Origin of the sequence: Plantibacter sp. CFBP 8804 (genome assembly GCF_014841225.1) — a bacterium.
Lineage (GTDB): Bacteria > Actinomycetota > Actinomycetes > Actinomycetales > Microbacteriaceae > Plantibacter > Plantibacter auratus.
In genome coordinates this window covers 736,394-757,782 of sequence record NZ_JACYTU010000001.1, presented here as the reverse complement: position 1 = coordinate 757,782, position 21,389 = coordinate 736,394, and the positions used below count along the sequence as shown (strand labels likewise).

General features: G+C 68.1%; 21 protein-coding genes, 1 tRNA gene and 1 other RNA gene. 17 read left to right on the top strand and 6 right to left on the bottom strand.

Going from position 1 to position 21,389, the window contains the following annotated elements; translation table 11 throughout:
• Window positions 1-38 precede the first annotated feature (38 nt).
• Window positions 39-443 carry a hypothetical protein gene (locus tag IFU11_RS03565; RefSeq protein ID WP_192018172.1) on the top strand — a complete coding sequence of 135 codons (405 nt, stop codon included), beginning with the start codon at window positions 39-41 and terminating at the stop codon, window positions 441-443.
• Between the two features lie 22 nt (window positions 444-465).
• On the opposite strand, the gene IFU11_RS03560 is transcribed toward IFU11_RS03565, so the two are convergent.
• Window positions 466-1,734 carry an MFS transporter gene (locus tag IFU11_RS03560; RefSeq protein ID WP_079705592.1) on the bottom strand — a complete coding sequence of 423 codons (1,269 nt, stop codon included), beginning with the start codon at window positions 1,732-1,734 and terminating at the stop codon, window positions 466-468.
• A 46-nt stretch (window positions 1,735-1,780) separates the two neighbouring features.
• Here IFU11_RS03560 and prfB point away from each other — a divergent pair, with 46 nt between their 5' ends.
• The 12 genes from prfB (at window position 1,781) to IFU11_RS03500 (ending at window position 13,004) form a co-directional block, all read left to right on the top strand.
• Entirely contained in the window at window positions 1,781-2,890 is a 1,110-nt protein-coding gene (gene prfB / locus IFU11_RS03555; protein WP_079705593.1) for a peptide chain release factor 2, read from the top strand.
• A gap of 99 nt (window positions 2,891-2,989) precedes the next feature.
• Window positions 2,990-4,300 (top strand): cell division ATP-binding protein FtsE, encoded by a 1,311-nt coding sequence (ftsE, locus tag IFU11_RS03550; protein ID WP_192018171.1) that lies wholly within the window; start codon window positions 2,990-2,992, stop codon window positions 4,298-4,300.
• On the top strand, window positions 4,297-5,211 hold the full coding sequence (ftsX, locus tag IFU11_RS03545) for a permease-like cell division protein FtsX (RefSeq protein ID WP_064296231.1): 915 nt from the start codon (window positions 4,297-4,299) through the stop codon (window positions 5,209-5,211). Before ftsE ends, ftsX begins: the two co-directional genes overlap by 4 nt.
• Before the next feature lie 111 nt (window positions 5,212-5,322).
• Window positions 5,323-5,799, top strand: coding sequence for an SsrA-binding protein SmpB (smpB, locus tag IFU11_RS03540; RefSeq protein WP_056007115.1), 477 nt, complete (start codon window positions 5,323-5,325; stop codon window positions 5,797-5,799).
• A 137-nt stretch (window positions 5,800-5,936) separates the two neighbouring features.
• Window positions 5,937-6,305: a transfer-messenger RNA gene (gene ssrA, locus IFU11_RS03535) on the top strand.
• Window positions 6,306-6,442: 137 nt separating this feature from the next.
• On the top strand, window positions 6,443-9,373 hold the full coding sequence (locus IFU11_RS03530) for a Na+/H+ antiporter subunit A (RefSeq protein ID WP_192018170.1): 2,931 nt from the start codon (window positions 6,443-6,445) through the stop codon (window positions 9,371-9,373).
• Window positions 9,370-9,849 (top strand): NADH-quinone oxidoreductase subunit K, encoded by a 480-nt coding sequence (locus IFU11_RS03525; protein ID WP_137241919.1) that lies wholly within the window; start codon window positions 9,370-9,372, stop codon window positions 9,847-9,849. The genes IFU11_RS03530 and IFU11_RS03525 overlap by 4 nt, the downstream gene beginning before the upstream one ends.
• Window positions 9,846-11,414: a Na+/H+ antiporter subunit D gene (locus IFU11_RS03520; protein ID WP_079002188.1), complete on the top strand. Its 1,569-nt coding sequence runs from the start codon at window positions 9,846-9,848 to the stop codon at window positions 11,412-11,414. Before IFU11_RS03525 ends, IFU11_RS03520 begins: the two co-directional genes overlap by 4 nt.
• The gene (locus IFU11_RS03515; protein WP_192018169.1) at window positions 11,414-11,983 is read left to right on the top strand and encodes a Na+/H+ antiporter subunit E; all 570 of its coding nucleotides are present in this window, start codon (window positions 11,414-11,416) and stop codon (window positions 11,981-11,983) included. Before IFU11_RS03520 ends, IFU11_RS03515 begins: the two co-directional genes overlap by 1 nt.
• Window positions 11,983-12,246 (top strand): monovalent cation/H+ antiporter complex subunit F, encoded by a 264-nt coding sequence (locus IFU11_RS03510; RefSeq protein WP_192018168.1) that lies wholly within the window; start codon window positions 11,983-11,985, stop codon window positions 12,244-12,246. Before IFU11_RS03515 ends, IFU11_RS03510 begins: the two co-directional genes overlap by 1 nt.
• A complete protein-coding gene (gene mnhG / locus IFU11_RS03505) occupies window positions 12,243-12,620 on the top strand; it encodes a monovalent cation/H(+) antiporter subunit G (protein WP_192018167.1) in 378 nt (125 codons plus the stop codon). The genes IFU11_RS03510 and mnhG overlap by 4 nt, the downstream gene beginning before the upstream one ends.
• 15 nt (window positions 12,621-12,635) lie before the next feature.
• Window positions 12,636-13,004, top strand: a complete 369-nt coding sequence (locus IFU11_RS03500) for a DUF7882 family protein (RefSeq protein WP_137241917.1) — start codon at window positions 12,636-12,638, stop codon at window positions 13,002-13,004.
• On the opposite strand, the gene IFU11_RS03495 is transcribed toward IFU11_RS03500, so the two are convergent.
• Both IFU11_RS03495 and IFU11_RS03490 read right to left on the bottom strand, forming a co-directional pair.
• Window positions 13,001-13,984 (bottom strand): DNA topoisomerase IB, encoded by a 984-nt coding sequence (locus IFU11_RS03495; RefSeq protein WP_192018166.1) that lies wholly within the window; start codon window positions 13,982-13,984, stop codon window positions 13,001-13,003. The genes IFU11_RS03500 and IFU11_RS03495 overlap by 4 nt on opposite strands.
• Window positions 13,985-14,047: 63 nt before the next feature.
• Window positions 14,048-14,851, bottom strand: coding sequence for an inositol monophosphatase family protein (locus IFU11_RS03490; protein ID WP_229938626.1), 804 nt, complete (start codon window positions 14,849-14,851; stop codon window positions 14,048-14,050).
• A 147-nt stretch (window positions 14,852-14,998) separates the two neighbouring features.
• On the opposite strand from IFU11_RS03490, the gene IFU11_RS03485 reads away from it, so the two are divergent.
• Window positions 14,999-15,074: transfer RNA gene (locus IFU11_RS03485), tRNA-Lys, on the top strand.
• 383 nt (window positions 15,075-15,457) lie between these two features.
• On the opposite strand, the gene IFU11_RS03480 is transcribed toward IFU11_RS03485, so the two are convergent.
• From IFU11_RS03480 to IFU11_RS03470, 3 genes are all read right to left on the bottom strand, one after another.
• Complete coding sequence (locus IFU11_RS03480) at window positions 15,458-16,027, bottom strand: hypothetical protein (RefSeq protein WP_192018165.1); 570 nt, start codon at window positions 16,025-16,027, stop codon at window positions 15,458-15,460.
• A 148-nt stretch (window positions 16,028-16,175) separates the two neighbouring features.
• Window positions 16,176-16,364 (bottom strand): hypothetical protein, encoded by a 189-nt coding sequence (locus tag IFU11_RS03475; RefSeq protein ID WP_079705603.1) that lies wholly within the window; start codon window positions 16,362-16,364, stop codon window positions 16,176-16,178.
• Between the two features lie 4 nt (window positions 16,365-16,368).
• Entirely contained in the window at window positions 16,369-17,202 is an 834-nt protein-coding gene (locus IFU11_RS03470; RefSeq protein ID WP_244631623.1) for a sugar phosphate isomerase/epimerase family protein, read from the bottom strand.
• Window positions 17,203-17,259: 57 nt separating this feature from the next.
• Between IFU11_RS03470 and otsA the strand changes: the two genes are divergently transcribed.
• Genes otsA through ilvD form a run of 3 tightly spaced genes read left to right on the top strand, consistent with a single transcriptional unit; the run spans window position 17,260 to window position 21,357 of the window.
• Window positions 17,260-18,843: an alpha,alpha-trehalose-phosphate synthase (UDP-forming) gene (gene otsA / locus IFU11_RS03465; protein WP_085510580.1), complete on the top strand. Its 1,584-nt coding sequence runs from the start codon at window positions 17,260-17,262 to the stop codon at window positions 18,841-18,843.
• Window positions 18,840-19,661, top strand: a complete 822-nt coding sequence (otsB, locus tag IFU11_RS03460; RefSeq protein WP_192018163.1) for a trehalose-phosphatase — start codon at window positions 18,840-18,842, stop codon at window positions 19,659-19,661. Before otsA ends, otsB begins: the two co-directional genes overlap by 4 nt.
• Window position 19,662: 1 nt before the next feature.
• Window positions 19,663-21,357, top strand: coding sequence for a dihydroxy-acid dehydratase (gene ilvD, locus IFU11_RS03455; RefSeq protein ID WP_064296246.1), 1,695 nt, complete (start codon window positions 19,663-19,665; stop codon window positions 21,355-21,357).
• Window positions 21,358-21,389: the final 32 nt, after the last annotated feature.

The window sequence follows — 21,389 nt, the reverse complement described above, 5'->3', positions numbered from 1 at the left end:
GTCGACGTCCGGACGTCGACGAGGAGGACGGGTCCACCATGCTCCTGACGATTGGATTCGCCGTCGTGGCGCTCGCCGTGGTCCTCGTCGGGAGCGCCGCCACATCCCTGTACGTGGAGCACAAGCGGCTCCTCGACCTCGCCGACCGCCTGGCCGCGACCGCCGCGGAGTCCTTCTCCATCGACGATGTCACGATGCAGCCCGACGGGACCTTCCGACCCGTCCTCGATGACGACTCGGTCCGTTCGAGTGCGCGCGACGACCTCATCACTGGCGGTGCGGGTGCGCTCACCGGCGTCGAGATCGTCGCGGCGCGGACCCCGGACGGCCGGAGCGCGGAGGTCTCGCTGGCGTCGGACTGGCGACCGCCGATGCTGACCCTGTTCGTCCCGCAGGGCCTCCGGATCGAGGCGACCGCGAGTGCGCGGAATGTCTTCTGGTGAGGGCGGACGGACCTGCCGACGATCAGGGGAACGGGCGCGTGCCGCGATCGATGAAGCGTGGGATGAACCGGAAGAGGAGGAACGCGCCGATGAGCCCGACGCCGCCGATGGTGCCGGCGGCGAGGGAGATCGACGCAGCCGCGGTGATCCCGGACATCGCCAGTGGAGCGGCGGCGGTGCCCGCGTCGCCCAGGAATCGATAGGCGCCGAGGAACGGCGCGGGACGGTCCGGTGGCGCGAGGTCGGAGCCGAGGGTCATGAGGATGCCGCTACCAAGCCCATTGGACAGTGCCAGCACGAGCGCGACGGCGATGAACCAGACCCGCGCCTCGTCGAGGTCGTGCGTGAAGGCCAGGACGATGAAGCCGGAGCCCAGCCCGATCATCGACGGGACGGCGGTCCAGATCCGCCCCCAGCGGTCCATGACCTGACCGCTGGCGTAGAAAAGAGCGAACTCCACCGCGCCGACGACGCCGATGATGAGCGCCGTGTCCGTCTCCGAGACGCCGATGCTGACGGCCCACAGGGGGAGCAGGACCGCCCGACACGAGCGCAGGGCGCCGACGAGTGCAGCGGTCGTCCCCATCCTGGTGAGCACCGCGCCGTGCGCTCGGATCGAAGCGATCAGACCGCTCGACTCCTCGGACGCGAGCTCTTCTCCCTCGGTCCGCTCCTCGCCGTCGGCGGTGCGCGTCGACGGCGGTCGCCCGAACATCTCCGCCGGGTCGGGGAGGACGAGCAGGGTGATCGCGGAGCCAGCGCAGCAGATGACCATCACCCAGAACGCCGCCTGCGACGTCCCGGTGAGGTGGATGACGCCCGCCGCGAGGAACGGGCCGATGAACGTGCCGGCGCGGAAGACACCGCCGAGCGAGGAGAGCGCCCTCGCCCGGTACCGCATCGGCACGTACGTCGTCATGAACGCGTGCCGGGCCAGCCCGAACACGGCGGTCGCGAGCCCGATGCAGAAGATGCCGACGGCGAGGACGAACGGATTCGGCGAGATGGCCGCCGTCGCGACACCGACGACCGCGAGCAGCGCCGCCCACATCATCGCGAAGCGTTCGCCGATCCGACTGACGATCCACCCGGACGGGACGTCGCCGACGAGTTCGCCGAGCATGATGAGCGAGGAGATGACGCCGGCGACGGCGAGCGTCGCCCCCAGGTTCCCGGCGACGGCCGGGATGATCGGGATGATGGCGCCTTCACCGATCGAGAACAACAGTGTGGGGAGGAAGACCGAGACGGCCACGGAGCGCAGCTGGAACGGGCGTTCGTCGGAAGTCATCCCCTCGATCGTACGCCCGCGGCCCTGCGCGGTAGGCTGAAGCCAAATGTTTGACTTGGACCTCTCCACACAGATCAGTACCCTCCGCTCGACCTTCGACGACATCCGCACCGTCGTCGACGTCGACCGTCTCGAAGCCGAGATCGCGACGCTGAGCGAGCAGGCGGGTGCCCAGGATCTCTGGGACGACACGACGAACGCGCAGAAGGTGACGAGCGCCCTCAGCCACCGTCAGTCCGAGCTCGCCCGCATCACCAGCATCGCGAACCGGCTCGACGACCTCGAGGTGCTCATCGAACTCGCGACCGACGCCCAGGACGAGGAGTCGGCCGAAGAGGCCCGCCAGGAGCTCATCAGCCTGCAGAAGGTGCTCGGCGACCTCGAGGTGCAGACGCTGCTGAGCGGCGAGTACGACCCGCGCCCCGCCGTCGTCACCATCCGCGCGGGCGCCGGTGGTGTGGACGCCGCCGACTTCGCGGACATGCTGTTCCGCATGTACCTGCGGTGGGCCGAGCAGCACAAGTACCCGGTCACCGTCATGGACACGAGCTACGCGGAGGAGGCCGGCATCAAGTCGGCCACCTTCGAGGTCGACGCACCGTACGCCTTCGGCACGTTGAGCGTCGAGGCGGGCACGCACCGCCTGGTGCGCATGAGCCCGTTCGGTGCCGCCGGCAAGCGTCAGACGAGCTTCGCCGCCGTCGAGGTCATCCCGCTCATGGAGGAGACGGAGATCGTCGAGATCCCCGAGTCGGACATCCGTGTCGACGTCTTCCGGTCCAGCGGCCCTGGCGGCCAGTCGGTCAACACGACCGACTCCGCCGTTCGCATCACCCACCTGCCGACCGGCACGGTCGTCTCGATGCAGAACGAGAAGAGCCAGATCCAGAACCGCGCCGCGGCCATGCGCGTGCTCCAGTCACGGCTCCTCCTGATCCAGAAGGAGCAGGAGGCCGCGACCAAGAAGGAGCTGGCCGGCACCATCACGGCGAGCTGGGGCGACCAGATGCGCTCCTACGTGCTCGCGCCGTACCAGATGGTCAAGGACCTGCGGACGGAGCACGAGCAGGGGAACCCCGCAGCGGTGTTCGACGGCGATCTCGACGGGTTCATCGCCGCGGGCATTCGCTGGCGGTCGATGTCGAAGCCGGAGTAGCGCAGCGCGGCATAGTGTTCGCCCAGCCCTCGTACAGGGTACGGATCGCGGGCGTGTCCTGCCCGTAATCGGCAGGTCGCTCCTTAAGCTCAAGGAGCCATGATTCGGTTTGATCACATCTCCAAGAAGTATCCGGGAACCTCGCGTCCCGCGCTCAACGACGTCGATTTCGAGATCCTCCGGGGAGAGTTCATCTTCCTCGTCGGTGCCTCGGGGTCGGGGAAGTCGAGCTGCCTCCGCCTGATGCTCAAGGAGGACAAGCCGAGCAAGGGCAAGATCCATGTGCTCGGCCACGACCTCGGTTCCATCTCGAACCGCAAGGTGCCGTACTTCCGGCGCAGCCTCGGGGTCGTGTTCCAGGACTTCCGACTGCTGCCGAGCAAGACGGTCTACCAGAACGTCGCCTTCACCCTCCAGGTGATCGGCAAGTCGCGCGGATTCGTCCAGGAGGCCGTCCCCGACGTCCTCAAGATGGTCGGACTCGACGGCAAGGCGCAGCGCCTGCCGCACGAGCTGTCCGGTGGTGAGCAGCAGCGCGTCGCCATCGCCCGCGCGATCGTCAACAAGCCGCAGATCCTGCTCGCCGACGAACCGACCGGTAACCTCGACCCCGCCACCAGCGCCGGCATCATGCAGTTGCTGGAGCGCATCAACGCCGGTGGGACGACGGTCGTCATGGCCACGCACGAGGCCGGCTTCGTCGATCAGATGCAGCGCCGGGTGATCGAGCTGCAGGACGGTCAGATCGTCCGTGACGAACGCCACGGTGGATACGGCACGACCGCGGCCATCCCGGGTCTCGTCAGAGGATCCTCCAAGGCTGCCGCCCCGTCGGCGCAGACGACCCCCGCAACGGCCTCGACCCCGGTCGCACCCGCCGTCGAGACCTCCTCGGTTCCGGTGACGACCACGACCTCATCCGTCGCTGCCAGCTCCGAGCCCACGACGAGTGCCGTGGCCGCAGCCGCGGTCGCCGCAACCGCGGCCACGCCGACCGCTTCAGCCGCACCGACCGCGCCCGCCGCGGTCTCGCGCGAGACCACGCCGCAGGCCGACACCGACGAGGTCGTCACCGGGGTGTCCGGCTCGACGCCGATCCAGGAAGCGGCCGCAGCACCCGTCGCCGAGCCTGCGGCCCCGGCGACGCGAGCCGAGGAGTCGAGACCGGAAGCGCCCGAGGCCGAGCCGACGACGCCGGAAGCGGAGCCCGCCGTGCCACCGGCGGCTGCAGTCCCGGAGGTCGCGCCTCCACAACGCCTGAGCAACGCCACGGGCCCCATCGGGCTCCCGGCACGCAACGAGATCGACCCCATTGAGGTCGAACACCTGTCGCTCGCCGAGCGACTCGGCCTGCGTGCCGCGGCGCGCGGCACTGAAGACGGAGAGCAGAACGTGGGGCCGACCAAGTGAGACTCGCACTGATCTGGTCCGAGGTCTGGAACGGCCTGCGTCGCAACGTCTCGATGGTCGTCTCCGTCGTGCTCGTGACGTTCATCTCGCTCACCTTCGTCGGTACGGCCGTCCTGCTGCAGATGCAGATCGGCCAGATGAAGAACTACTGGTACGACCGCGCACAGGTCGCGATTTACCTCTGCACCGCCGACAGCGCGGGCGACACCTGCGCCGCCGGCGCCGCGACCGAAGAGCAGCGCGCCGCCGTCCAGAGTGCGCTGGAGTCGTCGACCCTCGCACCCTTCGTGGACAAGTTCTACTTCGAGGACCAGGCGCAGGCGTTCACGAACTTCCAAGAGCAGTTCAAGGGCAACGACATCGCACAGTTCGTCACGGCGGACCAGCTGCCCGAGACCTTCTGGGTGAACATGAAGGACGCCTCGCAGTCCGACGTGCTCGTCGAGGCGTTCTCCGGCGTCGCGGGCGTGGAGCAGGTGACGGATCAACGCCAGTACCTCGACCAGATCTTCTCGGTCCTGAACATCGCCAGTTACACGGCGATCGGGATCGCGGCACTCATGCTGGTCGCCGCAGCCCTGCTGATCGCGACGACCATCCGATTGTCGGCGTACTCGAGACGCCGGGAACTCGGAATCATGCGATTGGTCGGTGCATCGAACCGGTTCATCCAGACACCGTTCATCCTCGAGGGTGTGTTCGCCGCGCTCATCGGCTCCATCCTCGCGGCCGGGGCGGTGATCACCATCGTCCAGGTGTTCGTCCAGGGATACCTGGCGGACCGCATGCGGTACGTCAACTTCGTCGATCTCGGTGACGCCTTCGTGGTTCTCCCGATCCTGCTGCTCGTCGGCGTGCTGTTGGCGGCGATCTCGGCCAACTTCGCGATCTCGCGGTACCTCAAGGTCTAACGGGGAGGCAGTGCGGCCGCCGCACCGCTCGCTCTGCGTTAGACTGACAGGCTGCCGCGATCGCGGCCGGTCCGTTCCGATGGATCCGAACCAGAACGTCAGGAGTACACCGTGCCGAGGGAACGGGGCGAGAACGTCGTGGCCACGAACCGCAAGGCCCGCCACGACTACACGATCGAGGACACCTACGAGGCCGGCATGGTCTTGACGGGTACCGAGGTGAAGTCGCTGCGAGCCGGGCGGGCGTCGCTCGTCGACGGGTACGCCTTCATCGACCGCCGTGAGGCGTGGCTCGACGCGGTGCACATCCCCGAGTACGGTCAGGGCACGTGGACGAACCACCCGCCACGGCGCAAGCGCAAGCTGCTGCTGCACCGCGAGCAGATCGACAAGATCGCCCACAAGATCGCCCCGGGTGGCTTCACCCTCGTGCCGTTGAAGATCTACTTCAAGGACGGCAAGGCCAAGGTGGAGATCGCCGTGGCGAAGGGTAAGAAGGAATACGACAAGCGGCATGCCCTCCGCGAGAAGCAGGACACCCGTGAGGCCGCGCGTGCGATGGCCACCAGGAACCGGCTCGGCGAATAGGTGACAGGTGCCCCTGGGGCGCGGTAGACTTGCAAGCTGCACCGCAAGGTGCTCGTTCACCGTTCGCGGTGGATTGACAACTCGACAGCGTGTGACAACGACCCTCTTCGCCTCGTTCTCCGAGGCGCTGAGTCCATGGGGATGATCGGTTTCGACATTGCCTGCGAAACTGCGAGAAGCGGGTCGAGGATGCAGGGTTATCTCGTTAACGATCTCTGCAAAACAACAAGTGCCAACTCTAAGCGCACTGACTTCGCCCTCGCTGCTTAAGCGAGCCCGATAGTCCGTCAGACCGAGCGTGTCCCCGTCTCGGATCCTGGCGTCATCTAGGGGACTTGCTGGATGACGGAGCCGCGACGTCATCCGGGACTTTTCTTCGGCTGGGCCCGTCGACCAAGATGCCCTTGTCAATGGTCGGGGCCGAGTAGAACATTTTAAGGGATACGCCCGTAGAAGGCGCAGAATCACAGCAGTGGACGGGGGTTCAATTCCCCCCATCTCCACTCCGGACGTTGTCACACGCTGCCGAGTCGACGACAGGCCCCCGCTTCGGCGGGGGCCTGTCGTCGTTCCTGGGGTCGGAGGGGTACCGACGGGCTGCTAACCTGGGAGTCCAGAGGCCGCCACCACCCGGGAGACCTGCATGGCGACAATCCTGCTAGTTTTTGCTGCGATCGCCGTCGCCACGCCCACACTCACTCGAGTGCTGTCGACGAAGGTCTTCTACGTCATCGCGTGTATGCCCGCGGCGGCATTCGTCTGGGCGCTCTTCCAGACCGGCACGGTCACGTCCGGCGGAACGGTCGTCGAGACGATCGAGTGGATCCCGCAGCTGAGCATCGCGCTCTCGTTCCGGATGGACACGCTCGCCTGGCTGCTGTCCCTCGTGGTCACCGGCGTCGGTGCCCTCGTGCTGCTCTACTGCGGCCGCTACTTCTCGTCGACCGAGCCCGGCCTCGGTCGCTTCGCCGCGCTCCTCTTCGCCTTCGCCGGCACGATGTTCGGCCTGGTGACCGCCGACGACATCATCGTCATGTTCATGTTCTGGGAGATCACGAGTGTGCTCTCCTACCTGCTGATCGGGCACTACACCGATCGCAAGGAGAGTCGCGGTGCCGCGCTGCAGGCGCTCCTCGTGACGACCTTCGGCGGGCTCGTCATGCTCGTGGGCGTCATCATGATCTCCGTGCAGGCGCAGAGCACTTCGCTCGCCTCGATCGTCGAGCAGGGTCTGACCGGCCCCGCGACCACCGTCGCCATCCTCCTCATCCTCGTCGGCGCGATCTCGAAGTCGGCGCTCGTGCCGTTCCACTTCTGGCTGCCGGCCGCGATGGCCGCACCGACGCCCGTGAGCGCATACCTGCACGCTGCGGCGATGGTGAAGGCGGGGATCTACCTCGTCGCGAGACTCGCTCCCGGTTACGCCGACACCCCGGGTTGGGACGCGATGCTCGTCGGTCTGGGCGTCCTCACCATGGTCGCCGGGGCCTGGCGGTCGCTGCGTCAGTACGACCTCAAGCTGGTCCTGGCCTACGGGACGGTGAGCCAACTCGGGTTCCTCATGGTCATCTCGGGGTACGGCACCCGTGATTCGGCCCTGGCCGCCGTCGCGCTCCTGCTCGCCCACGCCATCTACAAGGCGGCACTCTTCCTCGTCGTCGGCATCATCGACCACCGTGCTGGGACGCGTGACTGGCGGCACCTCTCCGGTCTCGGGCGTCAGACGCCGGTGCTCGCCGTCATCGCGGCGATCGCGGTCGCGTCGATGGCCGGTATCCCACCGCTCTTCGGGTTCGTCGCGAAGGAGGCCGTCTTCACCTCACTGCTGGAGGGCGCGCTCGAGGGCGACGTGTGGGGTTGGGTCGCGATCATCGGCACTGCCGTCGGGTCCGTGTTGACCGTCGCGTACAGCGCCCGGTTCCTCTGGGGCGCCTTCGGAGACCGACGCGGCGCCGCGCCGACCGAACTGCATGCCGAATCCGGAACAATCATGATCGCGCCGGGCATCCTCGCCGTCGCGACCATCGCCCTCGGCTTCGCGACGAAGCCCATCGACACGGTGCTCGCGCCGTACGCGGACTCCGTGGGGGAGGGCGACTACCACCTCGCGCTCTGGCACGGCCTCGAGCCGGCGCTCGGCATCTCGGCCGTCGTGGTGCTGCTCGGTCTGCTGCTCTTCCGCTGGAGGCTCCCGGTCGCGCGTCTGCAGGACCGCCTGCCACCCCTCATCGACTCCTCGAAGGGCTACTGGGCGGCGACCCAGGGCATCGACCGGCTCTCCGCGAAGGTCACCCTGTTCGCCCAGCGCGGCGGGCTCGTCCAGTACCTGTCCACCATCCTCGTGGTCTTCGTCCTGACCCTCGGCACGATCGCCCTCCTCGGGCGTGCCTGGCCGAGCGAGATCCGGCTGTGGGACTATCCCGCCCAGGTGGCCATCGCCTTCATCATGGCGACCGCGGCGATCGCGGCCGCCCGGGCGAAGCAGCGCATGGCCGCCGTGCTGCTCGTCGGCGTCACCGGTTTCGGGCTCGTGGCGCTGTTCGCCCTGCACGGCGCTCCCGACCTCGCGCTGACCCAGGCCCTCGTCGAGACGATCACGATCGTGGTGTTCGTCCTCGTGCTCCGCCGACTCCCGGCCAAGATCGCCCAGCGCAACGCCCCGGTCCACCGCGTCCGTCGGGTCGTCATCGGGACGCTGACCGGCCTGGTCATGGGGCTCATCGGGGTCATCGCCCTGGGCGCGCGACAGGCCGAGAGCATCGCGACCGAGCTGCCCCGGCTCGCCGTCGAGGAGGGCCACGGCAAGAACATCGTCAACGTGATGCTCGTCGACATCCGAGCCTGGGACACCATGGGGGAGATCTCCGTGCTCGTCGTGGTGGCCACCGGTATCGCGAGCCTGCTCTTCGTCTCACAGCGGGGCGCCGAGGTCCCGCGCCTCAGCGGTGCGCGGCGCCGACGTATCCCGGGCCTCCGATCCCAGGTCGTGTCCGACCCCCACCTCGCGGACAGCGAGATGGAGGCGCCTCGCGATGCGGTGGGGCGGCACTCATGGCTCATCGGTGGCCGGGCGATCGCCGAGGCGAACCGTTCGATCCTCCTCGAGGTCCTCGTGCGGCTCCTCTTCCACCCGGCGATCGTCGTCTCCGTCTTCCTGCTCTTCGTCGGCCACAACGAGCCGGGCGGCGGCTTCGCCGGTGGTCTGCTCGCCGGCCTCGCGCTCGTGATGCGGTATCTCGCCGGCGGACGCTACGAGCTCGGCGAAGCCGTGCCGATCGACGCGGGCAAGGTGCTCGGCGTCGGGCTGCTGCTCGCGGTGGGGACGGCCGTCGGTTCCCTGTTCTTCGGCGGCGAGGCGCTCCAGTCCGCGTACTTCTCGGCCGACGTCCCGATCCTCGGACACCTCTCGTTCGGCACGTCCAGCATCTTCGACATCGGCGTCTACCTCGTCGTCGTCGGACTGGCGCTCGACATCCTGCGCAGTCTCGGGGCCGAAGTCGACCGTCAACAGGAGGAAGCCGACATCGACGAGCAGAGTACGGACGAGTTCTCGGCGAGTGAGGCCGAACGATGAGCGCCTCTCTGACCCTCGTCGTCCTGATGGCCGTCATGTACGGCACCGGGGTGTACGTCATGCTCGAGCGGAGCCTCACCAGGTTCCTCATCGGGTTCGTGCTCGTCGGCAACGCGACGAACCTGCTCATCCTGATCATGAGCGGCCCGAGCGGCACCGCACCGCTCGTCACGGGCACCGCCTCCGACGACCGCATGGTCGACCCGGTCCCGCAGGTGCTCATGCTCACGGCCATCGTCATCAACTTCGGCGTGACCGCCTTCATCCTGGCGCTCATCTACCGGACCTGGTGGTTGGCACAACTCGGCGACGAGGGCGACACCCTCAGCGACGAGCACGCCGACGACACGGAGGCGGCGACCGAGGCGGTCTTCAACCAGGTCGACCTGGACGACGAGGCCATCCAACGGGTCCTCGACGAGAGCAACGAGCACGGCGACGATCGCAAGACGACCAGGAAGGGGGCAGGCGAATGAACGCACTCGTCCCGCTCGTGGTCATGATCCCGCTGATCGGCTCGGCGATCGCGCTCATGTTCCGCAACCGCCGCAAGACGCAGGTGGCGATCAGCGTCATCGCGCTCACCGCGGTGACCGTGATCAGTGCGATCCTGCTCGCGGCCGTCGACCAGAGCGGCACGATCGTCGTCGAGCTGGGCGGCTGGTCCCCGCCGTGGGGGATCGTGCTCGTCGTCGACCGACTGTCGGCGATCATGCTGCTCGTCGCCGCCCTGATGCTGCTGGGCGTCCTCATCTTCGCCATCGGTCAGGGCATCGTCGACGGCGACCGGGAGACGCCGGTGTCGATCTTCCACCCGACCTACCTGGTCCTGGCGGCCGGGCTGTTCGACGCCTTCGTCGCGGGCGACCTCTTCAACATGTACGTCGGCTTCGAGATGCTCCTCGCATCCAGTTACGTCCTCCTCACCCTGGGCGGCACGGGAGCGCGGATCCGCGCCGGTGTCACGTACATCGTCATCAGCCTCATGTCGTCGCTGCTCTTCGTCGCCGCGATCGCCCTCATCTACGGCGCGACGGGCACGGTGACGATCGCCCTCGTGGCGGACCGCGTGCGCGACCTGCCGATGGAGGTGCAGGCGATCCTCTGCGCCGCACTCCTGCTCGGGTTCGCGGTGAAGGCTGCGGTGTTCCCGCTCTCGTTCTGGCTGCCCGACTCCTACCCGACCGCGCCGGCGCCGGTCACGGCGGTGTTCGCGGGCCTGCTGACGAAGGTGGGTGTGTACGCGATCATCCGGACCGACACGCTCATCTTCAAGGACGTGCCGCTGGCGACACCCTTGATGGTCATCGCCTTCCTGACCCTGCTCATCGGCATCTTCGGCGCGGTCGCCCAGGCCGACATCAAACGTTTGTTGTCGTTCACGCTCGTGAGCCACATCGGCTACATGATCTTCGGGATCGCCGTCGGCGGGGTCGCCGGGACCGCCGCGACGATCTACTACATCGTCCACCACATCGTCGTCCAGACCACGCTGTTCCTCACCACCGGTCTCGTCGAGCGGATCGGCGGGACGACCTCCATCTCCCGGCTCGGCGGCATCCTGAAGGCCTCGCCGATCGTCGGTGTGCTGTTCTTCATCGGAGCGATGAACCTCGGCGGTATCCCGCCGTTCTCGGGCTTCCTCGGCAAGATCGGGCTGTTCCAGGCGGGTGTCGCCCTGGGCGACCCGCTGTCGTACATCCTCATCGCCGCCGGAGCCGCGACCTCGCTCCTGACGCTGTACGCCCTGGCGCGCGTGTGGAACATGGGCTTCTGGCGTGGGAAGGACGAGGTCGCCGGATATTCCTCGCCGTTGCTCGACCAGCTCGCGGAGAGCCCCGAGGACTCGGGCTCGGTCGACACCAAGACCATCTCGCGCCCGATGATCGGCGCCACGACCGGCATGGTCGCGTTGACGCTCGCCCTGACGGTCTTCGCGGGGCCGCTCTTCGGACTGGCCACGCGCGCGGCGGAGAACATCGAGGACCCGGACAACTACATCACCGCGGTCTTCCCCGACGGAACGGAGCACCTGAAGTAATGCAACCGTCACGTCGTCGCGCCCTGTTCAGCCAGGCCCTCCTCCTGGCCGGACTCATCCTGCTCTGGTGTCTCCTCTGGGGGATGTTCGACCTGCTCACCCTCGTCACCGGCCTCGGGGTCGCGTTGCTGGTGTCGTTCCTGTTCTACCTGCCGGCCGTCGAGCTGAGCGGCCGCATCAACCTCTGGCGGACCGCGATCTTCCTGGGCAAGCTCCTCGTCGACATCGTGCGGGCGAGTGCGGAGATCGCGTGGCTCGTCCTCAAGCCGAGGTTCCGCTCCAGTAACGCGGTGATCGCGGTCCGTCTGCGCACGACCTCCGACCTCATCATGAGTTGGACGGCCGAGGCGGTCTCGATCGTCCCCGGCTCGATCGTGGTCGACCTCGACCGCACGGCCTCGACGCTCTACCTGCACGCGTTGAACGTGCATGACGACGCCGACATCGACGAGGTCATCGCCGAAGTCCTCGGAACGGAGCGACGGCTCATCCTCGCGATCGGTTCCCGCGCCGAGGCGGACGCCCTCCGCCACGACCATGACCACGTCTCGATCGGAAGGGGGCAGTGATGCTCGTCGTGATCGTCATCGTCTCCGTGCTGTTCGGTGCCGCGGCGCTTGCTGCGGTCTACCGGATCATCCGCGGGCCGAGCCTCCTCGACCGCGTGATCGCCTCCGACGTGCTCGTCGCCACCGTCATGTGTGCGATCGGGGCCGAGATGGCGATCAACCGTCACACGGACGGCCTGCCGGTCCTCCTGGCGCTCGCGATGTTCGCGATCGTCGGCTCGGTCAGCGTCGCCCGCTTCATGTCGAAGCAGGACGACGCATGACCGGCGAGCTGATCCGCGACATCGTCACCGGGGCCCTCGTGCTCGTCGGGGCGATCATGTGCTTCACCGCCGGCGTCGGCCTGCTGCGCTTCCCCGATGTGCTGTCCCGCCTGCACGCGGCGACCAAGCCGCAGATCCTCGGGCTCATCGCGATCATGGCGGACGTCGCCGTCTCGAGCCCGACGGTCGGGACCATCACCATCGCGATCGCGATCATCGTGTTCCAGAGCCTCACCGCGCCGATCTCCGCGCACATGGTCGCTCGGGCGGCCTACCGCAGCGGCAACTTCGACGAGGCCGTCCTCGTCCGCGACGAGCTCGCGGGACGCGAAGAACTCGGCGAGGAACGACATCCCGGCCACACGCCCGAATAGCGGCAGAATGTCCCCATGGGAATGCTCATCTACGGGTCCGGCGACGAGTACGAGATCGAAGACCGCGCGCTCGCGCACCTGAAGGCCGTCATCGGGGCGAAGCTGCGCCGCCAGGAGAGCTTCTTCCTCAGCTGGGCGAACGATCCCGAGCACGGTTCCGGACGACGCTCGCTGTGGTTGTCCCCGAGTATCCCGCTGCAGTTCCGCTTCTTCGGGAGCCGCCCGCCGGAACTCAACCGTGCGTGGCTCGAGGTCCTCTCGGATTCATCGCACACCCCGCGAGGGCTGCAGCTCATCCCGGAGTCCGATGTCGAGGGGTACCTCGCGGGGAACGGAGCGCCGCGCGACGCGGGCACCGAGTCCCACGACCAGGACCACGGCTAGGACGGGTCGTCCGTCCCCACGAGCAGGACGCGCAGCGCCGTCTCCGGTGAGCCGCGACCGTCCGGTGGGATCGTCTCGCCATGCGTGTAGCGATCGACGACCCGCGGGTCGACGTAGCTGGACTTCGCGATCGCCGGGGTGTTACCGAGGACCGCTGCTGCGTCACGCATGGCCTGTGCGAGGACCTTCGAGCGTGCCGTCTTGCTCTGCACGGGTCCGGCCTTCGCCAGGCTCTCCGCGGCCGCGACGGTGCCGTGCAGCGTCCGGAAGTCCTTCGCGGTGAACTCGCCGTTCGTCTGCGCCCGGACGTAGTCGTTGATCTGGCTCGCCTGGAGGTGACGCCAGCGGTTCCCGTCCTTCCAGGCCAGGAGGCGGGCGTGCGGTCCACGGCGCTTCAGGGAGCGGATGAGCGAGGCCAGGTCGGCGTCGACGATGTCGGACTCCCAAGGCTGTCCGCTCTTCGCCGGGAACTTCAGCGCGACGGTGTCGCCGCTCACGCGAGCGTGCGCACCCTCGAGGGTCGACAGGCCGTGACTGCCGTTGGCCTCCGCGTACTGCTCGCCGCCCACGCGCAGGGAGCCGGTGTCGAGCATGCGGAACGCGCCGGCCGACACCCGTGCAAGCGGGTACCCCTCGAGCCGGAGGTCCCGGGTGACCCGACCTCGCGCGGCCGGGAGGGCCTCGGCGAGGGCCAGGGCGCGGTCGAACTTGCTCCGGTCCTGACGCTCGCGCCACGACGGGTGGTAGAGGTACTGTCGTCGCCCGGCCGCGTCGATCCCGGTCGCCTGGATGTGCCCGTTCGCGTACGGGGTGATCCAGACCTCGTTCCACGCGGGAGGGACCACCAGGCCGTCGATCCGTGCCCGGATCTCCTGATCGTCGAGGAGCGAACCGTCCGGCAACCGATAGCTGAAGCCGCGCCCGGATCGAACCCGTCGGATGCCCTGTCCGTTCACGTCGCTGCGCCTCAGTCGTACCATCCGCCCAGCGTACGACGCGGCCGGATCCCGCTCGGCGGGCTTGCGCGGTGCCGTGCGCTCGTGTCAGCCGACGGGTGGCAGCTCGGCGAGGAAGGCGTCGTGCAGGCGCCCGTTCGTCGCGAGGGAGCTCCGCGTGGAGATGGTCTCGATGCCGTCGATGTCCGTGAAGCGACCGCCCGCCTCGAGGACGATCGGCACGTGGGCGCCCAGGTCGTACTCCTGCACGCCGAATTCGGCCACGGCGTCGATCGAGCCTTCGGCGAGCAGCATGTAGGGCCACATGTCACCGATGGCCCGATCGCGCCACAGCGAGCCGCACAGGGCCAGCAGCTGGGGGATCCGTCCGACCGAGGCCCACTGCGCGATGCTCTGGAAGCTGAAGGACGCATCGGCGAGGTCGGAGACCCCCGAGACGGACAGCCGGCGCGGGGTGGTCTCGCCGAACCGGATGCCCCACGCACCGTGCCCGATGGCACCCCACCAGCGGGCGTGCATGGCGGGTGCGCTCACAACGCCGACGACAGGCACGCCGTCGACGGCGAGGGAGATGAGCGTCGCCCAGTTCGAGACACCGCGGAGGAAGTTCGCCGTCCCGTCGATCGGGTCGATGATCCACTGTCGATCCGTCGGGCCCTGCGCGCCGTACTCCTCGCCGAACACGCCGTCGTCCGGACGCTCGGTCTCGAGGATGCCGCGGATGGCGCGTTCGACGGCGAGGTCGGCGTCTGTGACGTGCGATCGGTCCGGCTTGGTGGAGACTTCGAGGTCGCGAGCCTCGAAGCGGTCCATCGCGATGCGGTCGGCCGCGTCGGCGAGTCGGAGCGCGAGATCGAGGTCGGCGGGGGAGACGGTCACGGGTTCGGTCACCTCTCCAGGATAGGGTCGCGCGGGCCTGATCGAACGACGCTCGAGGGGTCGGCGACGTGCCTTCGCGACACGCCGACCGGCTCGATTTCGCACCCGGGCCAGTTGGGTGCTAGTGTCATATCTCGGTTCGGAACACTCCGAAACCACGCACCTCTAGCTCAATTGGCAGAGCAACTGACTCTTAATCAGTGGGTTCCCGGTTCAAGTCCGGGGGGGTGCACCACACCAGCAACGGCCTCGTCTTCGGACGGGGCCGTTCTGCGTTTCGGCTCGGTTCGCGTTCGCGCCTGCGGCCCGACGAAACGCTTCATGAGTGTTTCGCGACAGCTCCCGTCCGATTCGCGTCATCGGGACGGAGTGGGGCTCGGGCATGAGACCCTGGAAGGGTCGGCAGCATGGCGGGATCGGGTCCTGCCGTTGCCGATGAAAGCCTCCGCGTGGTCACCCCACCGTGCGGAGCAGAGCGACGGTCGGGCATTCGTGCCCACCAGCGCCGTGGCGCCTCATCGATTCGGGTTCGATGAGGCGTCATGCCCGCTCAGTGGCCCGGTACGACGAAACGGCCGCCCACCGGAGTGGACGGCCGTTCTCGAGGTGCGTTGCCGGTCAGGCGACCGAGCTGCGGCGGGCCGGCACCGGGTTGACGAGGCTCGCGTCGATGAACTCGGGTTCGGCCCAGACGGTGATGGGGTAGTGCTGCGGCTCGAGGAGGGTTCGCTCGACGAGCGTCGGCTCGGTGTCTTCTGCCGCCGCCTCGGGGTGGTCGTCACCGGCCTGCGCCTCGGACGGCGCGTCGATCGTCTCGGTGATGGCGGCAGGCTTCTCGGCGACGGTCGGCTCGATGACCTCGACGGCCTCGACCTCGTCGGCGGCGTCGACCGCGGATTCCTCCTGGCCGCGCGACCAGAGGCGCCATCCACGTGCCGGAGCTGCCTCGGCACGAACCGTCACCGCTGCCTGCTCGAGGTCGATGTCCGTCGCGATCTCGTGAGCGAGCTGCTGGGCATACACCTCGTGGAAGATCTCGTCGCCGGAGCTCGGGGTGCGGCGCGACAGCACCCAGGCGCCGTTGGCGCCGAGTTCGCTGGCCAGTCGAGCGTGGACGAGGTCGAACAGCTGCTTCTCGGTCAGCTTCGATGCGGAGACTGGTGCTGCGTGGCGTCGGCGACCGAACATGGCGGGCCCTTCATCGAAAGCGGATCATCCGTGAGGCTGGACTGCCCTCATTGTCGATCACCAGGCGCGGAACGACGCGGAGACACGCGGGCGAGCGCCCCAATTCTCGGGTTTTCCGGGCGGTCGTGGTAGCGCGGGTGGCGCGACCTCAGCGGCCGATCTCGGCCTGCTTGCTGTCATCGAGCACCGAGCTGATCGCGAGGGCCAGCGAGATGCCCCAGCTCACCCAGAGGAGGGCGAGCTTCCAGTCCCGTGGTCCCTGTCGGGTCGCCTGGAGGGCGGAGATCCCGCCGAAGACCGTGGAGATCATGCTGCCGTTGAAGAGGAATTTGCGCATGACTTCACGCTAGCCGGTAGGGGAGGCCCCCCGCATCCGGGCTTTCCTTCGGGTTCTCGCCTGTGCTAGCGAACGCGCGCTTCGCGAAGGCCAGTGAGGCGCGCAGCTGGGTGAGGCGGAGCTCGTCGCCACGCGTCGCGGGCAGGTGCACCTCCGCGACGATGCTTCCCGACCAGTCCGCCGCGCGCAGCAGCTCGAGGACCTCGGCGACCGGCTGCTCACCGTCGCCCGGGAGGAGGTGCTCGTCGAGGAAGGCGCCCCGCGGCGACGGAGCGGTCCCGTCGCACAGGTGCACGTGTCGGAGGCGACCGCCGTAGCGGGTCGCGATCTCGAGCGAGTCCTCACCCGCGAGGGCCGCGTGGGAGAAGTCGAGCGTCAGAGCGGCGCAGGCGAGTGGGGCAGGGTCGTACCCGAAGGCGAACGGCTGCACCCGGAGCCCGCGGCTCTGGAAGCACGCCATGTTCTCGACGGCCAGCTCGAGTCCGTGCGTCTCGGTCAGCTCCGCGACGAGGTCGACGAAGGCGTTGGCATAGCGCCGCTGCCACCGGAACGGCGGGTGGACGACGACGGTCGACGCCCCGACGGCGACGGCGAGCTCAGCCGAGCGGCGGAGCTTCTCCCGATGGTCGCGGCCCCAGACGAACGCGGTCCGGGTCAGGACCGGCGCGTGGATCGAGAGGATGTCCAGCCCGGTCTCGGCGGCGAGGGCGCGGAGGGCGTCGGCGTCCTGCGTCACGCGGTCCTGGGTGACCATGACCTCGACGCCGTCGTAGCCGGCTTCGGCGGCCAACTCGAACGCGCGCCGGGTTCCCAGCGGGTAGACGCAGGACGTGCTCATGCCATGGCGGATCATCAGCGCAAGCATATGCTCGCCGTCTGAACACGCGGTTTCGCCATGCGGAACGCTGCTAGCCTGAACAGCGAACCCGAGTACCCCGGGAGGGCCATCATCACCAGATATTCCGCGCCTGACGGCGGATCAGCGTCGACCTTCGACTTCATCGTGGTATCCAACCGGCTGCCGGTCGACCGCGTCGTCGATGCAGACGGTGCCGAGAGCTGGCGGACCTCACCCGGTGGACTCGTGACCGCCCTCGAACCCGTGATGCGCGGTGCCGACGGCGCATGGATCGGGTGGGCCGGCTCGGCCGACCTCGAGATCGAGCCGTTCGACAACGACGACATGTGGATCATCCCGGTCCCACTGTCCGAGGACGAGATCGCCCGCTACTACGAGGGCTTCTCGAACGACACCATCTGGCCGCTCTACCACGACGTCATCGCTCCGCCGAGCTACCACCGCGAGTGGTGGGACTCCTACGTCGCCGTGAACCGACGGTTCGCGGAGGCGGCCGCAGCGGCCGCGTCCGACGGCGCGACGGTCTGGGTGCAGGACTACCAGCTGCAGCTCGTGCCGAAGATCCTGCGTGAGCTGCGACCCGATCTCACGATCGGCTTCTTCAACCACATCCCCTTCCCGGCCTACGGCATCTACTCGCAGCTCCCATGGCGACGCCAGATCATCGAGGGACTGCTCGGCGCCGACGTCATCGGCTTCCAGCGCGTCGCGGACGCGGGCAACTTCTCCCGGGCGGTCCGCCGCCTGTTCGGGTACGAGACGAAGGGGGCCGCGATCCAGGTCCCGCTCGATGCCGCACTCGTGTCGGTCACGACGGACGCGGCTCCGGTCGCCTCGAAGCGCGGCGCCCCGTACCGCACGGTGATCGCCCGGCACTTCCCGATCTCGATCGACAGCAAGGGGTACCAGGCCCTCGCGCAGCGCCCCGAGATCATCGCCCGTGCCAAGCAGATCCGCGAGGAGCTCGGCAACCCGGAGACGATCATGCTCGGCGTCGACCGCCTCGACTACACCAAGGGCATCGGGCACCGACTCAAGGCCTTCGGCGAACTCCTCGCACAGGGCAAGCTCGCGGTCGAGGACGTCACCCTCGTCCAGGTCGCCAGCCCCAGCCGCGAACGCGTCGAGACGTACCGTCAGCTCCGCGACGACATCGAGCAGACGGTCGGCCGGATCAACGGCGACTTCGGCACCATCGGCCACACCGCGATCCAGTACCTGCACCACGGGTACCCCCGCGAGGAGATGGCTGCCCTCTACCTCGCTGCCGACGTCATGCTCGTCACGGCCCTGCGCGACGGCATGAACCTCGTCGCGAAGGAGTACGTCGCCGCTCGCTACGACAACGACGGCGTCCTCGTGCTGAGCGAGTTCGCCGGCGCGTCCGACGAGCTGAAGCAGGCACTCAAGATCAACCCGCACGACATCGAGGGGATGAAGTCGGCGATCCTCCAGGCCGTGCACATGACGAAGGCCGAGCGTGGTCGGCGCATGCGGGCGCTGCGCAAGCGCGTCATGGAGTACGACGTCGCGCGGTGGTCGGCGTCCTTCCTCGACGAGTTGCAGCGTGTGCGCGACCAGTCACCGACCATCGAGCAGGGGAGCACCACCCAGTCATGAGCATCACCGACGAGCCCACCGACACCCTCGGGGGGCTTCCCCTCGGACTGCGTGCGGAACTCCGCCGCCTGGCCGACGTCCCGAAGCTCCTGGTGGCCCTGGACTTCGACGGCACGCTGGCACCCGAGGTCGACGACCCGGACCAGGCGCGCGCGCTGCCCGCGGCTCGCAAGGCCGTGTTGGCGCTGATGGACCTGCCAGGGACGCGCGTCGCACTCGTGTCCGGGCGCGCGATCGACAGTCTCGTGGCGGTGGCCGAGCTGCCCGACCACGCCCTGTTCGCCGGCTCGCACGGCGTCGAGATCCGTCTCGACAACCCCGACGACGCCCTCGCCCTCGACGACGAGGAACGCGAACAGCGGGAGACCCTCCAACGGATTCTCCAGGACGTCGCGGAGGGTTACGATAATGTCTGGATCGAGCGGAAGCCGGCAGGGTTCGCCCTGCACACGAGGCTCGCCAGTGAAGAAGACTCCAGGATCGCCCACCTCGAAGCACTCGCCCACACCAAGGACGAGTTCGGCGCCCTGACGGTTCGAGAGGGCAAGAACGTCCTCGAGTTCTCGCTCAGGAGCGCGACCAAGGGCGAAGCCGTCGAACACCTCCGGCGGTACACCAAAGCAGATGCCGTGTTCTACGCGGGCGACGACGTCACGGACGAGGACGCGTTCGGCGCACTCGGCCCCGGCGACCTCGGGGTGAAGAGCGGCACCGGCGTGACCGCCGCCGACTTCAGGGTCGAAGGACCCTCCGAGATCGCGCGCGTCCTCGGCATGCTCGCGGAATATCGAAGCAACAAGGAAGCCGTAGACTCTTAAAATGCCAGAGATCGACATCAAACCACGCAGTCGTGCCGTCACCGACGGGATCGAGGCGACCACCTCGCGCGGCATGCTCCGCGCCGTCGGCATGGGCGACGAGGACTGGGACAAGCCCCAGATCGGCATCGCGAGCTCGTGGAACGAGATCACGCCCTGCAACCTCTCGCTCGACCGCCTCGCGCAGGGTGCCAAGGAGGGCGTGCACTCCGGCGGGGGATACCCGCTGCAGTTCGGTACCATCTCCGTCTCCGACGGCATCTCCATGGGCCACGAGGGCATGCACTTCTCGCTCGTCTCGCGCGAGGTCATCGCCGACAGCGTCGAGACCGTGGTCATGGCCGAGCGCCTCGACGGCACGGTCCTGCTCGCCGGCTGCGACAAGTCGCTGCCGGGCATGCTCATGGCCGCCGCGCGGCTCGACCTCTCCTCGGTCTTCCTCTACGCCGGATCGATCGCGCCGGGTTGGGTCAAGCTCTCCGACGGTACCGAGAAGGAGGTCACGATCATCGACTCCTTCGAGGCGGTCGGGGCCTGCAAGGCCGGCAACATGAGCGAAGAGGACCTGAAGCGCATCGAGTGCGCCATCGCCCCGGGCGAGGGTGCCTGCGGCGGGATGTACACGGCCAACACGATGGCGTCGGTCGCCGAGGCGCTCGGCATGAGCCTCCCGGGTTCGGCATCGCCGCCCTCGGCCGACCGCCGTCGCGACTACTTCGCGCACCGCTCGGGCGAAGCCGTGGTCAACATGCTCCGACTCGGTATCACCGCTCGCGACATCCTGACGAAGGAGGCGTTCGAGAACGCCATCGCCGTCGCGATGGCATTCGGCGGATCGACGAACGTGGTCCTGCACCTGCTCGCGATCGCCCGCGAGGCCGAGGTCGACCTCACGCTCGACGACTTCAACCGCATCGGCGACAAGGTGCCGCACATCGGCGACCTGAAGCCGTTCGGCCAGTACGTCATGAACGACGTCGACCGTCACGGCGGCGTCCCCGTCGTCATGAAGGCGCTGCTCGACGCCGGTCTGCTGCACGGTGACTGCCTCACGGTCACCGGCAAGACGGTCGCCGAGAACCTCGCCGACATCAACCCCGACCCGATCGACGGCACGGTCATCCGCACGCTCGACAACCCGATCCACGCGACCGGCGGCATCACGATCCTCAAGGGGTCGTTCGCGCCCGAGGGCGCCGTCGTGAAGACGGCAGGCTTCGACGCCGAGGTCTTCGAAGGACCGGCGCGGGTCTTCGAACGTGAACGCGGAGCCATGGACGCGCTCACCGAGGGCAAGATCAACAAGGGCGACGTCGTCATCATCCGCTACGAGGGCCCGAAGGGTGGGCCGGGAATGCGCGAGATGCTCGCGATCACGGCCGCCATCAAGGGCGCCGGACTCGGCAAGGATGTACTACTGTTGACGGACGGTCGATTCTCAGGCGGCACAACCGGACTGTGCATCGGCCACATAGCACCCGAAGCGGTGGACGCAGGTCCAATCGCCTTCGTGCGCGATGGTGATCTCATACGGGTCGATATCGCTGGCCGCTCGCTCGACCTACTCGTCGACGAAGCAGAGCTGGAAGCCCGCCGCGACGGCTGGGCGCCTCTTCCCCCGCGCTATACCCGTGGCGTTCTCGCAAAGTACTCTCGTCTCGTGCACTCCGCAGCGGAGGGCGCGATCACGGGATAACCGAGCATCTCGTTCGTGCATCTCATCGCTGA

Bases quoted from the DNA above. Each gene is read 5' to 3' on its own strand.
- IFU11_RS03565 (WP_192018172.1), top strand. From the start codon at position 39: ATGCTCCTGACGATTGGATTCGCCGTCGTGGCGCTCGCCGTGGTCCTC.
- IFU11_RS03560 (WP_079705592.1), bottom strand. From the start codon at position 1,734: ATGACTTCCGACGAACGCCCGTTCCAGCTGCGCTCCGTGGCCGTCTCG.
- prfB (WP_079705593.1), top strand. From the start codon at position 1,781: ATGTTTGACTTGGACCTCTCCACACAGATCAGTACCCTCCGCTCGACC.
- ftsE (WP_192018171.1), top strand. From the start codon at position 2,990: ATGATTCGGTTTGATCACATCTCCAAGAAGTATCCGGGAACCTCGCGT.
- IFU11_RS03530 (WP_192018170.1), top strand. From the start codon at position 6,443: ATGGCGACAATCCTGCTAGTTTTTGCTGCGATCGCCGTCGCCACGCCC.
- IFU11_RS03525 (WP_137241919.1), top strand. From the start codon at position 9,370: ATGAGCGCCTCTCTGACCCTCGTCGTCCTGATGGCCGTCATGTACGGC.
- IFU11_RS03520 (WP_079002188.1), top strand. From the start codon at position 9,846: ATGAACGCACTCGTCCCGCTCGTGGTCATGATCCCGCTGATCGGCTCG.
- IFU11_RS03515 (WP_192018169.1), top strand. From the start codon at position 11,414: ATGCAACCGTCACGTCGTCGCGCCCTGTTCAGCCAGGCCCTCCTCCTG.
- IFU11_RS03510 (WP_192018168.1), top strand. From the start codon at position 11,983: ATGCTCGTCGTGATCGTCATCGTCTCCGTGCTGTTCGGTGCCGCGGCG.
- mnhG (WP_192018167.1), top strand. From the start codon at position 12,243: ATGACCGGCGAGCTGATCCGCGACATCGTCACCGGGGCCCTCGTGCTC.
- IFU11_RS03500 (WP_137241917.1), top strand. From the start codon at position 12,636: ATGGGAATGCTCATCTACGGGTCCGGCGACGAGTACGAGATCGAAGAC.
- IFU11_RS03495 (WP_192018166.1), bottom strand. From the start codon at position 13,984: ATGGTACGACTGAGGCGCAGCGACGTGAACGGACAGGGCATCCGACGG.
- IFU11_RS03480 (WP_192018165.1), bottom strand. From the start codon at position 16,027: ATGTTCGGTCGCCGACGCCACGCAGCACCAGTCTCCGCATCGAAGCTG.
- IFU11_RS03475 (WP_079705603.1), bottom strand. From the start codon at position 16,364: ATGCGCAAATTCCTCTTCAACGGCAGCATGATCTCCACGGTCTTCGGC.
- IFU11_RS03470 (WP_244631623.1), bottom strand. From the start codon at position 17,202: ATGAGCACGTCCTGCGTCTACCCGCTGGGAACCCGGCGCGCGTTCGAG.
- otsA (WP_085510580.1), top strand. From the start codon at position 17,260: ATGCGGAACGCTGCTAGCCTGAACAGCGAACCCGAGTACCCCGGGAGG.
- otsB (WP_192018163.1), top strand. From the start codon at position 18,840: ATGAGCATCACCGACGAGCCCACCGACACCCTCGGGGGGCTTCCCCTC.
- ilvD (WP_064296246.1), top strand. From the start codon at position 19,663: ATGCCAGAGATCGACATCAAACCACGCAGTCGTGCCGTCACCGACGGG.